Raw genomic sequence first — 14,488 nt, forward strand, 5'->3', positions numbered from 1 at the left:
TGGTCGCAAACGATAACGCGTATTTACTGATTAAACGCGCGGTGCTTTTGAGTCCATCGCGGGCAAGCCCGCTCCCACAGGGTCGGCACTCCAGGCCTCACGGGGGCATTCCTGCGCCAATAATAAGGGGCGAATTTCGGTCAACTATTTTGGCCATATCGATCCCCTTTTGGCCTTTTCTGCCGTTCTCTGAAACGCCCCGCACCGCAAGACTGTGTTCAACCGAATCAGCCTGCGGAGAACAAGAAATGCTGACGATCTACTCGGATGATCACCACCTGCACCACGGCCGTTGTGAATTGATCGACGGACAACTCAAGCCCTGCTTTGAAATGCCCTCGCGCGCAGACCATGTGCTGGCACGGGTGCAAAAGCAGAACCTTGGCGCCGTAGAAGCACCCAAGGATTTTGGCCTCGACCCAATCGCACGCATCCACAGCCGCGACTATCTCGAATTCTTCAAAGGTGCCTGGGCGCGCTGGACCGAGTTCAATACCGATGGCGACCTGCTGCCCTATACCTGGCCAGCCCGCACCCTGCGCCCGATCATCCCCACCAGCCTGCACGGCCAGCTCGGCTATTACAGCTTCGACGGCGGCGCGCCGATCACGGCCGGTACCTGGCAAGCGGCGTACAGCGCAGCGCAAGTGGCCCTCACTGCCCAGGCTGAAATCCAGCGCGGCGCCCGCAGTGCCTTCGCCCTGTGCCGTCCACCTGGTCATCACGCTGCCAGTGATCTGATGGGTGGTTATTGCTACCTCAACAACGCCGCCATCGCCGCTCAGGCCTTCCTCGACCAAGGCCACAAAAAGGTCGCGATCCTCGATGTCGACTACCATCACGGCAACGGCACCCAATCGATTTTCTACGCGCGCAGCGACGTGCTCTTCACGTCGATCCACGGACATCCGGAAGCCGAGTTTCCGTTCTTCCTCGGCTATGAAGATGAGCTGGGTGAAGGCGCGGGCGAAGGCTTCAACTTCAACTACCCTTTGCCCGCGGGCAGCGGCTGGGACAGCTGGAACTCCGCTCTGGAGCAGGCCTGCAAGGAGATCGAACAGTACTGTGCGGACATCGTTGTCGTTTCCCTGGGCGTCGACACCTTCAAGGACGACCCTATTTCCCAATTCAAGCTCGACAGCCCGGATTACCTGGCGATGGGCGAGCGCATCGCACGCCTCGGCAAGCCGACGTTGTTCGTGATGGAAGGCGGTTATGCGGTAGAGGAAATCGGCATCAATGCCGTGAACGTTCTCGAAGGTTTTGAAAGCGCTCAATGAGGAAGTGGACCAATGCATCAGCTCAAGCGTTATATCGCTCCCGCACTCTTCCCTGCAGTGCTGGGCGCCACAGTGCTCTGTGGTGCCGTTCAGGCTGAAGAACGAACCTTGCGCGTCTACAACTGGTTCGACTACATCACGCCCAAGGCGCTGGAAGATTTCAAGACCCAGAACACCCAGACCAAGTTGGTCTACGACATCTTCGACACCAACGAAGCACTGGAAGCCAAATTGCTGACCGGCAACTCCGGCTACGATGTGGTGGTGCCGTCCAACGTGTTCCTCGCCAAACAGATTGAAGCCGGCGTGTTCCAGCCCCTGGATCGCAGCAAGCTGCCAAACTGGAACCACCTCGATCCCAAGCTGATGAAGCTGATCGAAACCAACGACCCCGGCAATAAATTCGCCGTGCCCTACATGTACGGCACTATCCTGATCGGCTTCAACCCGGACAAGGTCAAGGCCGCCTTGGGCGACAACGCCCCGGTGGACAGTTGGGACCTGATCTTCAACGAAGAGAACATCAGCAAACTCAAGCAGTGCGGCGTCGCCCTGCTCGACTCGCCGTCGGAGATCCTGCCGCTGGCCCTGCAACACCTCGGCCTGGACCCCAACAGCAAGAAGCCGGCGGACTACGCGAAGGCGGAAGCCTTGTTGATGAAGATTCGTCCGTACGTCACTTACTTTCACTCATCCAAATACATGGCCGACATCGCCAACGGCGACATTTGCGTCGCGGTCGGTTACTCCGGCAGCTTTTCCCAGGCCGCCAACCGCGCCAAGGAAGCCAAAAATGGCGTGATCGTCGACATGCGCCTGCCAAAAGAAGGCGCACCGATCTGGTTCGACATGCTTGCCATTCCCAAAGGCGCAAAGAACACGGAAGACGCCTACACCTTCATCAACTATTTGCTGCAACCCCAGGTGATCGCGCCGGTGAGCGACTTCGTCGGCTATCCGAACCCGAACAAGGACGCCACGGAGAGCGTGGATCCTGCGATCCGTAATAATCCCAACCTGTACCCGACCGAAACGGCGATGGGGACGCTCTACACCCTGCAACCGCTGCCCCGCGATGCCGAGCGTGCGCGAACCCGGGCCTGGACCAAGATCAAATCAGGAACCTGAGTTCCTGACTCATGAGCTGGTTCGCCACGGGCTCTACGGAACGACCTGAGCCTGCCGTTGAAAACCGACACGCAATCCTGGCGTGGTGCAAGACTCATGTGCGCCAGGCTCTGTCCAAACGCCGAAGTGCTTCGATGATGGCGACTTCCGGCACCGCCGCAAAACCCAGGACCAGCCCGGCGCGCTGGTCCTGCGGTTGTTGCGTGTCCGGTAACCAGTAGCTGCTCAGGGCATTGATCTCGACATCGACGCTGGCCGCTTTTTCGATCAGCGCCTGCTCTCGGGCCTGAGACGCGACCGCAACCGTCAGGTGCAGCCCTGCCGCGACAACCGGCAGGCTGCCGACACCCGGGATACCCTGGGGCCAGCCGGACAGCAATGCGTTACGCCGGCTCAGCGCGGCTCGCCGCATGCGCCGGATGTGTCGCTGGAAATGCCCGGCAGCCATGAACTCGGCCATTACCGCCTGAGTGCTGACCTCCGAATGCCGCACGTCCACTGCGCGACGCTGGGAGAACGCGTCCACCAATGCCGGCGGCAACACCAGATAACCCAGGCGCAATGCCGGGAAGGCGACCTTGCCGAAGGTCCCGACGTACAGCACCCGCCCCTGCCGATCGAGTGCCGCCAAGGGTGCCAATGGCGCGCCGCTGTAACGGTACTCGCCATCGTAGTCATCCTCCACGATCCAGCCTTGGGTGCATTCAGCCCAGGCCAGCAGCTCCAGGCGGCGTGCCAGACTCATGACCACCCCGGTCGGGTACTGATGCGACGGCGTGACATAAGCCAGACGACAATCACCGAGCCCCGCCAATTCGGTGCAATCGATACCCTCATTGTCTACCGCTATCCCGTGCAATCGCGCCCCGGCCACAGCGAATGCATGCCCCGCCGCGCGATACCCCGGATTCTCGATCGCTACCCCGTCGCCCGGCTCCACCAGCAGCTGTGCACAAAGGCTGATCCCCTGCTGCGCGCCACTGGTGATCACTATTTGCTCAGCCGTGCACTGCATGCCCCGCGAACTGCGCAGGTACGCCGCAATCAGGCCGCGCAAGCGCCCATCGCCTGCCGGGTCGCCGTAACAGAGTTGCTGTAAGTCCGGTTTACGCCAGAAAGCCGCGCTCAGCTTGGCCCACACCTCGAACGGAAACAGATCAAAGGCCGGAACGCCGACCCGAAAAGCCCGTGGCGGTCCACTTGGCGGCGTTGGCAAATGATTCCTTTCTACTCGATCCAGGGCCCCACTGTGGATAACTTTACTGGATGAAACCACAGGTAAATCCAGCCAATTTGTGGATAAGGCTGTGGGTAACCCTGTTGACAACCCTGTGGATACTTTTGTGGATAATTTTTTTGCCGGCAACACCGCTTGAGGCAGTTGTGCGACATAGGTGCCGTCGCCAACACGCCCTTCGATAAAGCCCTCGGCGTAGAGCTGATCGTAGGCCCGGACCACGCTGTTACGGGAAATCGCCAACGCAGCCGCCAAATCGCGACTGGCCGGTAATCGCGTGCCGCTGGCCAGTCTGCCGTCGAGCACACGTAACCGTAACGCCTGGTACAACTGACGGCTCAAACCCTGACGGCGATCAAGTTCTATGCCCGCAGGATTGAACGACAAGGACAGTGAATCACCGGTCATGGCAATGGACCTATGAAATTGGTCATTAATGGCTCTTACAACAGACCAATAGCCTGCCTAGGATGAGCACATTCGCCAAGGAAAATCTCCATGTACACGCCAAGCAACTTTGCCATCAACGATTTGCATGACTTGCAACAGCAGATCCTCGACACCCGCCTTGCCATGCTGGTGACCCATGGGGAGCAGGGCCTGCAGGCCAGTCATCTGCCATTGCTGCTTCGCCCCGACCAAGGCCCGAACGGCACACTCTACGGTCACTTCGCCCGGGCCAATCCGCAATGGAAAGCACTGCAGGACGGCGCTCAAGCGCTGGTGATTTTCGCCGGTGCCGAGGCTTACGTCAGCCCGGGGTTTTACCCGAGCAAAGCCGAACACGGCAAAGTGGTGCCGACCTGGAACTATGTCGCTGTGCACGCTTACGGCACGGCCGAGGTTTTCACCGACGCTGATCGCCTGCGCGACCTGGTCAGTGCGCTGACGGATCGTCATGAAGCAGGCCGCAACAATCCGTGGAAGGTCGCGGATGCGCCCGCGGAGTACATTGACGCAATGCTCAAGGCCATCGTCGGTTTCGCCTTGCCGATCGAGCGCCTGGAAGGTAAGCGCAAACTCAGCCAGAACCGCAGCCCCGCAGACATTGCCGGCGTACGCGAGGGGCTCGCCGCCAGCCCCGATGTGCATGACCAGGCTCTCGCCCATTTGATGCGTTAAGGAATGAACATGAGTCAGATCGAGATTCGCCCGGTCATCGCCGATGACCATGCTGCCTGGTTGCCGTTGTGGCAGGCCTATCTGCGTTTCTATAACACCGAATTGCCCGAGGCCGTCACTCAAAGCACCTGGCAGCGCATGCTCGACCCTGGCGAACCGACCCACTCGGCGCTGGCCTGGGCCGGTGGCCAAGCGGTAGGCATGGTGAACTTCATTTACCATCGTTCGAATTGGAGCATCGAAAACTCCTGCTACCTGCAGGACTTGCTGGTAACGCCGCAAACCCGCGGCACCGGCGTCGGCCGCAAGCTGATTGAGTACGTGTACGCCACAGCCAGGGAGGACGGTTGCTGCAAGGTCCACTGGCTGACCCACGAAACCAACGCCACCGCGATCCAGCTTTACGAGCGCATCGCCGAACGGCCTGGTTTCATCCAGTTTCGCAAAGCCATTCAAGGTTCAAGGAGCACAGCATGACGACTTCACTCGCGGACTGGAAAGGCGTCCCGGCACCAACGGTTCAAACGATCGAAGGGCGCTTCATCCGCCTGGAAAAACTTGACCCGGCACGCCACGGCGACGGTTTGTGGAATGCTTTGGAAGGCCCGGGCGCCGATCCGAAGCTTTGGGACTATTTACCTTACGGACCATTCCCGGAGCGCGGTGCTTTCAATGATTGGCTGAATAATCATGCGGCCAACAGCGACCCATACTTCTTCAGCGTGATCGACCGCGCCAGCGGCGAGGTGCAAGGCATCCTCAGCCTGATGTCGATCGTCCCTTCCCAGGGTCGCATCGAGATCGGCCACGTAACGTTCGGTGCGCCGATGCAGCGTTCGCCGAAAAGTACCGAGGCGGTTTACTTGCTGGCCAAGGCATCCTTTGAGCTGGGTTACCGGCGCCTGGAGTGGAAATGCAACAACGGCAATGCCCGCTCCAAGTACGCGGCTGAGCGGTTGGGATTCAGTTTTGAAGGGGTGTTCCGCCAGCACATGGTGGTCAAGGGGCAGAACCGGGACACGGCGTGGTATTCGATTCTGGACTCGGAATGGCCGGCAATTGCTGCGGGGTTTGAACAGTGGCTGTCCGATGAGAACCAGACGGAATCGGGGCAGGTGAAAACACTGGTTGAGTGCCGCCAGTAATCTTTGGCGTCTGACAGGACGCCTTCGCGGGCAAGTCGGGTCGCCGCACCGCTCGCTCCTACAAGGTTTTGCGTTGATTTATGGTCAACCGAAAAACCTGTAGGAGCGAGCGGTGCGGCGATCCAACTTGCCCGCGAATGGCATCACGCTAATTTCTGGGCCAACACCGCAATATGTTCCGGCCCGATTCCGCAGCAACCGCCCAAATGGCTGGCCCCGCGCTTTTGCCAATCGGCTGCCCACCGCAGATAACCCGGAGGGTCGAGATCGTCGCGCAACGGGTCCAGCCCGTCATTGGCCGTGGCCTCTTTCGGCTGCGGCGGGAAGGCATTTGCGTACGCGCCGATGTGAATCTTCACACCCAAGCGTTCGAAGGTTTCCCGCGCCGCATCGATCGCAGCACCAATCACTTCCGGCTGACTGCAATTGAACAGCAAGGTCTCGACGCCCAACCCAGCCGCCACTGCAGCGGCCTCAGCCACCGGTTCACCCGAGCGCAAACGTGGCACTTCGTCAATGTCTTCATCCTTCAAGGTAAACGACAACCAGAACGGCTTCCCATCCTTCGGCAGACCGGCATGGATTGCTCGAGCCTCAACGATCGAGCTCTGGGTTTCGGCCAGCCACAGGTCGACATGAGGCGCCAGGCCATTGACCAGAGGCGTCAGCAGCTCAGTCACCCGGGCAGCATCGAACAGGTCCGGGCGATAGGAGCCGAACAACGGTGGCAATGAACCGGCCACGCGCACCGGTTTGCCCGCCGCATCGACTGCACGACGGGCCAACTCACCGGCCAACCCTGCAAGCGCCTGGCCTTCAGCGGCGAAACGCGCTTCGCCGATATGGAACGGCACCACTGCGTAACTGTTGCTGGTGATCACGTTCGCACCACTTTCGATATAAGCTGCGTGCACCGCTTCCACAGCTTGCGGCGCTTCGCTTAACGCTAGCGCGGACCACTCAGGCTGCCTGAACGGCGCACCTTGACGTTGCAACTCACGACCCATGCCGCCATCCAGTATTACCGTGTTTGCGCCCATATGCTTTTCACTCATAAGCTTATGAAAATAACTCACTATCAGAGTCGTTCTTATAACTATTTAATATGCACCACCCGGTTAATAACAACCTCTTTTTTTTCAGGGATCAACTGTGAAATTTCAACCACTGCTGGCCCTGGGCCTGACGATTTTGGCTGTCTCTGCCCAAGCCTTTGCGGGCGCTACTCTGGATCGCATCGAGAAAAAGAAAGAGCTGGTGGGCGTATTGATGGAAAGCTATCCGCCCTTCTCATTCCTCAACGATCAAAACCAGCTCGACGGTTTCGATGTCGATGTGGCCAAGGCCGTGGCAGACAAACTGGGCGTCAAACTGCGTCTCGAAACGCCGTCCTGGGATGTGATCGCCGCCGGTCGCTGGAGCGGGCGTTATGACATCTGCATCTGCTCCATGACCCCGAGCAAAGCCCGCGCTGAAGTCTTCGACTTCCCGGTCGAGTACTACGCCTCCCCTGCGGTGATTGTGGTCAATGCCAAGAACGACAGCATTCACAGCGCCAAGGACCTGAGCGGCAAAAAAGTCGGCCTCACGAGCGCCTCCAGTTATGAAAGCTACCTGAACAAAAATCTGGTGATCGAAGGCGCCGAAGACACCCAATTACAGTACCCGTTCGAGAATGTGCAGATCGCCCCGTATGACACCGACAACGTCGCGTTCCAGGATTTGGGCCTGGGCGCTGGCGTGCGTCTGGATGCGATTCTCACCAACCTGGTGACCGCGCAACCACGCCTGAATGAAGATCAGCGCTTCAAGCTCGCCGGTGAGCCGCTGTACTCAGAACCAAACTCGGTGGCCATCGAAAAAGGCGACGCCCAGTGGGACGCCAAAGTACGTGATGTGTTTGCCCAGCTGAAACAGGACGGTACCTTGAGCAAGCTGTCGCAAAAATGGATCGGCGCCGACATCAGCAAATGACTTCTTTCCCCAAACCACCTCAGCCGCCGCAACCGGTGGCTGAGTCATTACTGCAACGGATTTTCGGATTCCGTACCCGGCTGTATCTGACTTGGGCGGCGATGCTCGGTTTGTTCGCGAGTTTCTTCCTGAGCTTCGACCTGAAGTACTCGATCATCCTCGACAAACTACCGAACCTGATCGGCCTGCAACTGGCACCCAACGGCTTTCTGCAAGGCGCAGCGCTGACGTTATTCTTGTGCCTGTGCTCGATCGTGGCGTCGTCGCTGTTGGGTTTCATCACCGCTTTGGCGCGGCTGTCGAAAAGCGCGGTGGCGTTCGGTATCGCGAGCTTCTATGCCTCGTTCTTTCGGGGCACACCGCTGCTGATTCAGATTTTGCTGATTTACCTCGGCCTTCCACAACTCGGTATCGTGCCCGGCGCCATTGCCGCCGGCATCATTGCCCTGTCGCTGAACTACGGCGCCTACCTGAGCGAAATCTTCCGCGCCGGCATCCTCGGCGTCCCCCATGGCCAACGCGAAGCGTCGCTGGCTCTGGGCATGGGCAAAACCGTGATCTTCTGGCGCGTCACCCTGCCCCAGGCCATGCGCACCATAATCCCGCCCACCACCAACCAGTTCATCTCCATGCTCAAAGACTCATCACTGATTTCAGTGATGGGCGTTTGGGAGGTGATGTTCCTGGCGCAATCGTATGGGCGCTCGAGCTATCGCTATATCGAGATGCTCACGACGGCGGCGATTATTTATTGGTTGATGTCGATCGGGCTGGAGCTGATTCAGGCGCGGATGGAGCGGCATTATGGGAAGGCGTATTTGAGCCGCAGCTAGGTTAAAAGCCAAACGGCTGCTCCTGCAGGGGCTGTGTCGAATCCATAAAAAAAGGGGAGCACATGCCCCCCCGAGGTTTAAAGCGTTGAATCGAGGTTGTTAACTCAGCCTTCGATCTCGATCAGGATTTCGCCCGGGTTCACCCGGTCGCCCTTGGCCACGTGGATGGCGGTGACTTTACCGGCGATGGCTGCCTGGACTTCGGTTTCCATCTTCATCGCTTCGGTGATCAGTACGGACTGGCCGGCTTTGACCATGTCGCCTTCCTTGACCAGCACGTCGACGATATTGCCTGGCATGGTGGTGCTGACGTGGCCCGGTGCAGTGGCTTGCTTGCGCTTGCTGCTGCCGCCGCCGACGAATTCGTTCAGCGGTTCAAACACCACTTCTTCCGGCATGCCGTCGATGGACAGGTAGAAGTGACGCTTGCCTTCCGCCTTGACGCCGACACCGGTGATGTCGACGCGATAGGTTTCGCCGTGGACGTCGATGACGAACTCGGTCGGCACGCCTTCGCCACCGGCCGAGGTCACGCCGCCCGCTTCCGGAATTGGCAACAGCACTTCAGGCGTCAGGGTGCCGGCTGCACGTTCTTCGAGAAACTTGCGCCCGATGTCCGGGAACATGGCATAGGTCAGCACGTCTTCTTCAGACTTGGCCACGGCGCCGATTTCGGCACGCAGTTTGGTCATTTCCGGCTTGAGCAAGTCAGCTGGACGGACGTCGATCACTTCTTCGCTGCCGATCGCCTGGCGACGCAGTTGTTCGTTCACGGTACCCGGTGCCTTGCCGTAGCCACCTTGCAGGTAAAGCTTCACTTCGTTGGTGATGGTCTTGTAGCGCTCGCCGGCCAGCACGTTGAAGAACGCCTGGGTGCCGACGATCTGCGAAGTCGGGGTCACCAGCGGCGGGAAGCCGAGGTCTTCACGAACACGCGGGATTTCGGCAAGCACTTCGCCCATGCGGTTCAGAGCGCCCTGCTCTTTCAACTGGTTGGCCAGGTTGGAAATCATCCCCCCCGGTACCTGGTTGACTTGAACGCGGGTGTCGACGGCGGTGAACTCGCTTTCGAACTGGTGGTACTTCTTGCGCACGGCGTAGAAGTACAGACCGATCTCTTGCAGCAGCTCCAGGTTCAGGCCGGTGTCGAATTCGGTGCCTTTAAGGGCAGCGACCATCGATTCGGTGCCTGGGTGGCTGGTGCCGGATGCGAAGCTGGAGATCGCGGTGTCGATGTGGTCGGCACCGTTTTCGATGGCCTTGAGTTGGCACATGGTGGCCATGCCAGCGGTGTCGTGCGAGTGAATGAACACTGGCAGCGACTGCTCGGATTTCAATGCCTTGACCAGTTCGCCAGTGGCGTACGGAGTCAGCAGGCCGGCCATGTCCTTGATTGCCACCGAGTCGCAACCCATGGCTTCCATTTGCCGGGCCTGGGCCACGAACGCGTCGATGGTGTGCACCGGGCTGGTGGTGTAGGCGATGGTGCCCTGGGCGTGTTTGCCCGCCGCTTTTACCGCTTCGATGGCCGTACGCAGGTTACGCACGTCGTTCATGGCGTCGAAGATGCGGAACACGTCGATGCCGTTGACCGCAGCCTTGGCGACGAAGGCTTTGACCACGTCGTCGCTGTAGTGGCGGTAGCCCAGCAGGTTCTGGCCGCGTAGAAGCATTTGCAGGCGAGTGTTAGGCAACGCCGCACGCAACTGGCGCAGGCGCTCCCACGGATCTTCTTTCAGAAAGCGTACGCAGGCGTCGAACGTCGCGCCGCCCCAGCACTCAAGCGACCAGTAGCCGACTTTGTCGAGCTTGTCGCAGATCGGCAGCATGTCTTCGGTGCGCATGCGGGTGGCGAGCAGCGATTGGTGGGCGTCGCGCAGGATTGTGTCGGTAACGTGGATTTTCTTAGTCATTGGAATATTCCTCACAGGCCTGCGTGGGCGGCGATGGCGGCGGCGATGGCCAGGGCCAGCTCTTCGGGTTTGCGCTTGATCGAGTAGTTGGTCAGTTCAGGGTGGCTTTCAACGAAGCTGGTGTTGAACTGGCCGCTACGGAATTCCGGATTGCGCAGGATTTCCTGGTAGTACGCGGCGGTGGTCTTGACCCCTTGCAGACGCATGTCGTCCAGGGCTCGCAAGCCACGATCCATCGCCTCTTCCCAGGTCAGCGCCCAGACCACCAGTTTCAGGCACATGGAGTCGTAGAACGGTGGAATGGTGTAGCCGGTGTAGATCGCCGTGTCGGTACGCACGCCGGGACCGCCGGGCGCGTAGTAACGGGTGATCTTGCCAAAGCTCGGCAGGAAGTTGTTTTTCGGGTCTTCGGCGTTGATCCGGAATTGCAGCGCGAAACCGCGATGCTGGATGTCTTCCTGTTTCACCGAAAGCGGCAGGCCGGACGCGATGCGAATCTGCTCGCGGACGATGTCGATACCGGTGATTTCTTCGGTGATGGTGTGTTCCACCTGCACCCGGGTGTTCATTTCCATGAAGTACACCTCGCCTTCGGCGAGCAGGAACTCCACGGTGCCGGCGTTCTCGTAACCCACGGCCTTGGCCGCACGCACCGACAGGTCGCCGATGTAGGCACGCTGTTCCGGGGTCAGTTGCGGGCTCGGGGCGATTTCGATGAGCTTCTGGTTGCGGCGCTGGATCGAGCAGTCACGCTCGAACAGGTGCACCACGTTACCAAAGCTGTCACCGAGGATCTGCGCTTCGATGTGTTTCGGATTGACGATGCATTTTTCCAGGAACACTTCCGCGGAACCGAAGGCCTTGGTGGCTTCGGAGATCACGCGGGGGAACGCTTGTTCGAGTTCTTCGCGGCTGTTGCAACGGCGAATGCCGCGGCCGCCACCACCGGAAGTGGCCTTGAGCATCACCGGGTAACCGATGCGCTCGCCTTCGGCCAGGGCTTCTTCGATGCCCGCGACGTTGCCTTCGGTGCCAGGCGTAACCGGCACGCCGGCCTTGATCATGCTGCGGCGAGCTTCGGTCTTGTCGCCCATGCGGCGAATCACTTCAGCCGATGGACCAATGAATTTGATGCCGCGTTCGGCGCAGATGTCTGCCAGCTCGGCGTTTTCCGAAAGGAAGCCGTAGCCTGGGTGCAGGGCATCGCAGCCGGTTTCCACAGCCAGGTTCACCAGCTTGCGCGGGTTCAGGTAGCCGGCCAGCGGATCGGCACCGATGCTGTGGGCTTCGTCCGCACGCTTCACATGCAACGCGTGACGATCAGCGTCGGAATAGACCGCGACCGAGCGAATGCCCATCTCGGCGCAGGCACGCACGATTCGTACGGCAATCTCACCACGGTTGGCGATCAGGATCTTTTTTATCACTTGGAGGTTCCCTTGAGCCGGTGGTACCCACGACCTGCAATGCCAGGTCGACGCGTGACCAAATGTTTCAATTTAGTCGCAGCCCCACACTAGCCCCCACAAGGGATTAACAAAAATGATTAATTATTGGGTCAGGCATAAGTAAAGACTTATAGTTGATTTACCAGCCTGCGGACAGAGAGCCAGAATTATGCGTAAGTCCTTGATGCGTATGACATTGCGTCAATTGCAGATCTTCAATGAGGTCTGTGACCTGAGGTCTTACAGCCGCGCAGCCGATGAAATGTCGCTCACACAACCTGCCGTCAGCCTGCAGATTCGTCAACTCGAGGAGCTGATCGGCCAACCTTTGTTCGATTACGTCGGCAAAAAACTCTACATGACCGAAGCCGCTGAAGCGCTTCAGCGGGCCAGCCGGGACATTTTCGGCCGCCTGGAAAACCTCGATATGCAACTCTCGGACATGCAGGGTTCGCTGCAGGGCCAGCTGAAACTGGCGGTGGAATCCAGCGCCAAGTATTTCGTGCCGCATCTGTTTGCTGCGTTCAAACGCCAGCATCCCGAGGTGAACCTGCAACTGACGGTGGTCAACCGTGGGCAGGTGATTCGACGTCTTTCCGATAATCGCGATGACCTGGTGATCATGTCCATGGTCCCGCAGGATATGGGACTGGAATTCCTGCCGTTCCTCAACAACCCGATCGTCGCCGTGGCGCCACCGGATCATCCGCTGTGTCACATGGGCCCTTTACGCCTGCAGGATCTCGAGCCTTACACATTATTGCTGCGCGAGAATGGCTCCGGGACGCGGCTGGCCTGCGAAGAGTATTTCAAGGAGAAACGTGTGCACTTCAACCAGACCCAGGAAGTCTCGTCAGCCGAAGCACAACGGGAATGTGTGTTGGCGGGTCTGGGCGTGGCGCTGTTGACGCGCCACGCCCTGAACCTTGAGTTGGCGACCGGCGGCCTGATCGAATTGCCGGTCGAAGAGCTGCCGCTGTATCGCAGTTGGTGCCTGGTACAGGCCAAGGCCAAACGGCTGTCGCCGGTGGCGCACGCATTCCTTGCGTTTATCCGCAGCGAGCGGCTGCAGATCAGCGCCCTGGTTGAGCGTTTCGACGGGAAGCTACGGGCGCTGCCTGCCAGAAGTTGAGTTGCAGATCATCAGGAAAATCGCCGATCTCTGCGAGAAGCTGGCGGCGTTCGCAGCGATCTTCGATGGCGCGGCGAAATTCCATGCGGCGCTGGTCTTCCTGTTGGCGACGGGTTCTGACGGCGCTGTTGCGTTCTTCGTAGGGCTGGGCCATTTCGAGTCTCCCAAGGCGATGACGGGAGTTACAGGATGGGCGCGGGGGATGACGGTTTGGCGGCGAGTCGGTTACAGGCAGATGAACGTTGTCGTTCTCGAGGACGCCTTCGCGGGCAAGCCCGCTCCCACAGAGATCGACTGTGTTGCACAAATTGTGTGTACACCACAGAACCTGTGTGCGAGCTTGCTCGCGATTAAGGTCGGAACGACCTTACGACGACGTCAGTCGTCCAGGGCTTTCACCGACTTGGGCGACAGTCGCAAGCTGCGCAGGCTGCGCTTGACGCTCTTGAGATGGTTGACCAGGCTCGGCCCACGCGCCATGGCCACACCCATCGCCAATACGTCGATCACCACCAGGTGGGCAATCCGCGACGTCAGCGGCGTATAGATTTCGGTGTCTTCGTGCACATCGATCGCCAGATTGACAGTCGACAGCTCAGCCAAGGGTGTCTGGCTCGGGCACAGGGTGATCAGCGAGGCGCCGCTTTCGCGCACCAGGTTGGCGGTGATCAACAGGTCCTTGGAGCGCCCGGACTGGGAAATGCAGATCGCCACATCGGTCGGCTTCAGGGTCACCGCCGACATCGCCTGCATGTGCGGGTCGGAGTACGCCGCAGCGGTCAGCAGCAAGCGAAAGAATTTGTGCTGGGCATCCGCCGCCACTGCACCCGACGCTCCAAAGCCGTAGAACTCCACACGCTGGGCCTGGGACATGAGCGACACGGCCCGCTGCAATTCCACCGGATCGAGTCGCTCGCGAACTTCCATCAGGGTGTGCAGGGTGGTGTCGAAGATTTTCAGGCTGTAGTCTGCGACCGAATCGTCTTCATGGATCGCGAACTGCCCGAAGCTCGCACCCGCCGCCAGACTCTGCGCCAGCTTCAGCTTCAAATCCTGGAAACCGGAACACCCGATGGCGCGGCAGAACCGCACGATGGTCGGCTCACTGATGCCCACGCTATGGGCCAGGTCGGCCATGGAACTGTGCATCACCGCCGCCGGGTCAAGCAGGACGTGGTCGGCGACCTTGAGCTCCGACTTGCGTAACAGGTGGCGTGACTGGGCAATATGTTGCAGCAGATTCAAAAGGTTCGACTCTTTGTTATCGGCAGATGCC

The 14,488-nt window shown here is 59.5% G+C and carries 14 protein-coding genes; 8 read left to right on the forward strand and 6 right to left on the reverse strand.

What is annotated here, in order from left to right; all coding sequences use genetic code 11:
- Positions 1-248 precede the first annotated feature (248 nt).
- Complete coding sequence (locus PMA3_RS29780; RefSeq protein WP_064680479.1) at positions 249-1,280, forward strand: histone deacetylase family protein; 1,032 nt, start codon at positions 249-251, stop codon at positions 1,278-1,280.
- 12 nt (positions 1,281-1,292) lie between these two features.
- Positions 1,293-2,408: a polyamine ABC transporter substrate-binding protein gene (locus PMA3_RS29785; protein WP_064680480.1), complete on the forward strand. Its 1,116-nt coding sequence runs from the start codon at positions 1,293-1,295 to the stop codon at positions 2,406-2,408.
- A 94-nt stretch (positions 2,409-2,502) separates the two neighbouring features.
- On the opposite strand, the gene pdxR is transcribed toward PMA3_RS29785, so the two are convergent.
- On the reverse strand, positions 2,503-4,053 hold the full coding sequence (gene pdxR, locus PMA3_RS29790; RefSeq protein ID WP_064680481.1) for a MocR-like pyridoxine biosynthesis transcription factor PdxR: 1,551 nt from the start codon (positions 4,051-4,053) through the stop codon (positions 2,503-2,505).
- A gap of 90 nt (positions 4,054-4,143) precedes the next feature.
- On the opposite strand from pdxR, the gene PMA3_RS29795 reads away from it, so the two are divergent.
- From PMA3_RS29795 to PMA3_RS29805, 3 genes are read left to right on the forward strand one after another with little or no spacing between them, the layout of a single operon-like run.
- Positions 4,144-4,767, forward strand: a complete 624-nt coding sequence (locus PMA3_RS29795; RefSeq protein WP_064680482.1) for an FMN-binding negative transcriptional regulator — start codon at positions 4,144-4,146, stop codon at positions 4,765-4,767.
- A 9-nt stretch (positions 4,768-4,776) separates the two neighbouring features.
- Positions 4,777-5,244 (forward strand): GNAT family N-acetyltransferase, encoded by a 468-nt coding sequence (locus PMA3_RS29800; protein WP_064680483.1) that lies wholly within the window; start codon positions 4,777-4,779, stop codon positions 5,242-5,244.
- The gene (locus PMA3_RS29805) at positions 5,241-5,912 is read left to right on the forward strand and encodes a GNAT family N-acetyltransferase (protein WP_064680484.1); all 672 of its coding nucleotides are present in this window, start codon (positions 5,241-5,243) and stop codon (positions 5,910-5,912) included. Before PMA3_RS29800 ends, PMA3_RS29805 begins: the two co-directional genes overlap by 4 nt.
- A 143-nt stretch (positions 5,913-6,055) precedes the next feature.
- On the opposite strand, the gene PMA3_RS29810 is transcribed toward PMA3_RS29805, so the two are convergent.
- Positions 6,056-6,952 (reverse strand): homocysteine S-methyltransferase family protein, encoded by an 897-nt coding sequence (locus tag PMA3_RS29810; protein WP_064680485.1) that lies wholly within the window; start codon positions 6,950-6,952, stop codon positions 6,056-6,058.
- A 112-nt stretch (positions 6,953-7,064) separates the two neighbouring features.
- Here PMA3_RS29810 and PMA3_RS29815 point away from each other — a divergent pair, with 112 nt between their 5' ends.
- Positions 7,065-7,886, forward strand: a complete 822-nt coding sequence (locus PMA3_RS29815) for an ABC transporter substrate-binding protein (protein WP_064680486.1) — start codon at positions 7,065-7,067, stop codon at positions 7,884-7,886.
- Positions 7,883-8,719, forward strand: coding sequence for an amino acid ABC transporter permease (locus PMA3_RS29820; protein WP_064680487.1), 837 nt, complete (start codon positions 7,883-7,885; stop codon positions 8,717-8,719). Before PMA3_RS29815 ends, PMA3_RS29820 begins: the two co-directional genes overlap by 4 nt.
- Positions 8,720-8,823: 104 nt before the next feature.
- Here the strand turns inward: PMA3_RS29820 and oadA are convergent, their stop codons facing one another.
- Together oadA and PMA3_RS29830 are read right to left on the reverse strand one after the other, a co-directional pair.
- Complete coding sequence (oadA, locus tag PMA3_RS29825) at positions 8,824-10,632, reverse strand: sodium-extruding oxaloacetate decarboxylase subunit alpha (RefSeq protein WP_064680488.1); 1,809 nt, start codon at positions 10,630-10,632, stop codon at positions 8,824-8,826.
- An 11-nt stretch (positions 10,633-10,643) separates the two neighbouring features.
- Positions 10,644-12,059 carry an acetyl-CoA carboxylase biotin carboxylase subunit gene (locus PMA3_RS29830; protein ID WP_064680489.1) on the reverse strand — a complete coding sequence of 472 codons (1,416 nt, stop codon included), beginning with the start codon at positions 12,057-12,059 and terminating at the stop codon, positions 10,644-10,646.
- 190 nt (positions 12,060-12,249) lie between these two features.
- Here PMA3_RS29830 and PMA3_RS29835 point away from each other — a divergent pair, with 190 nt between their 5' ends.
- On the forward strand, positions 12,250-13,212 hold the full coding sequence (locus PMA3_RS29835; protein WP_064680490.1) for a LysR family transcriptional regulator: 963 nt from the start codon (positions 12,250-12,252) through the stop codon (positions 13,210-13,212).
- Here the strand turns inward: PMA3_RS29835 and PMA3_RS31365 are convergent.
- The gene (locus PMA3_RS31365) at positions 13,154-13,366 is read right to left on the reverse strand and encodes a PA3496 family putative envelope integrity protein (RefSeq protein ID WP_082930448.1); all 213 of its coding nucleotides are present in this window, start codon (positions 13,364-13,366) and stop codon (positions 13,154-13,156) included. The two genes, PMA3_RS29835 and PMA3_RS31365, sit on opposite strands and share 59 nt — an antisense overlap.
- Before the next feature lie 224 nt (positions 13,367-13,590).
- Positions 13,591-14,457, reverse strand: coding sequence for a transcriptional regulator HexR (gene hexR / locus PMA3_RS29840; protein ID WP_064680491.1), 867 nt, complete (start codon positions 14,455-14,457; stop codon positions 13,591-13,593).
- Between the last annotated feature and the right edge of the window lie 31 nt (positions 14,458-14,488).

Origin of the sequence: Pseudomonas silesiensis, assembly GCF_001661075.1 — a bacterium.
Taxonomy (GTDB): domain Bacteria; phylum Pseudomonadota; class Gammaproteobacteria; order Pseudomonadales; family Pseudomonadaceae; genus Aquipseudomonas; species Aquipseudomonas silesiensis.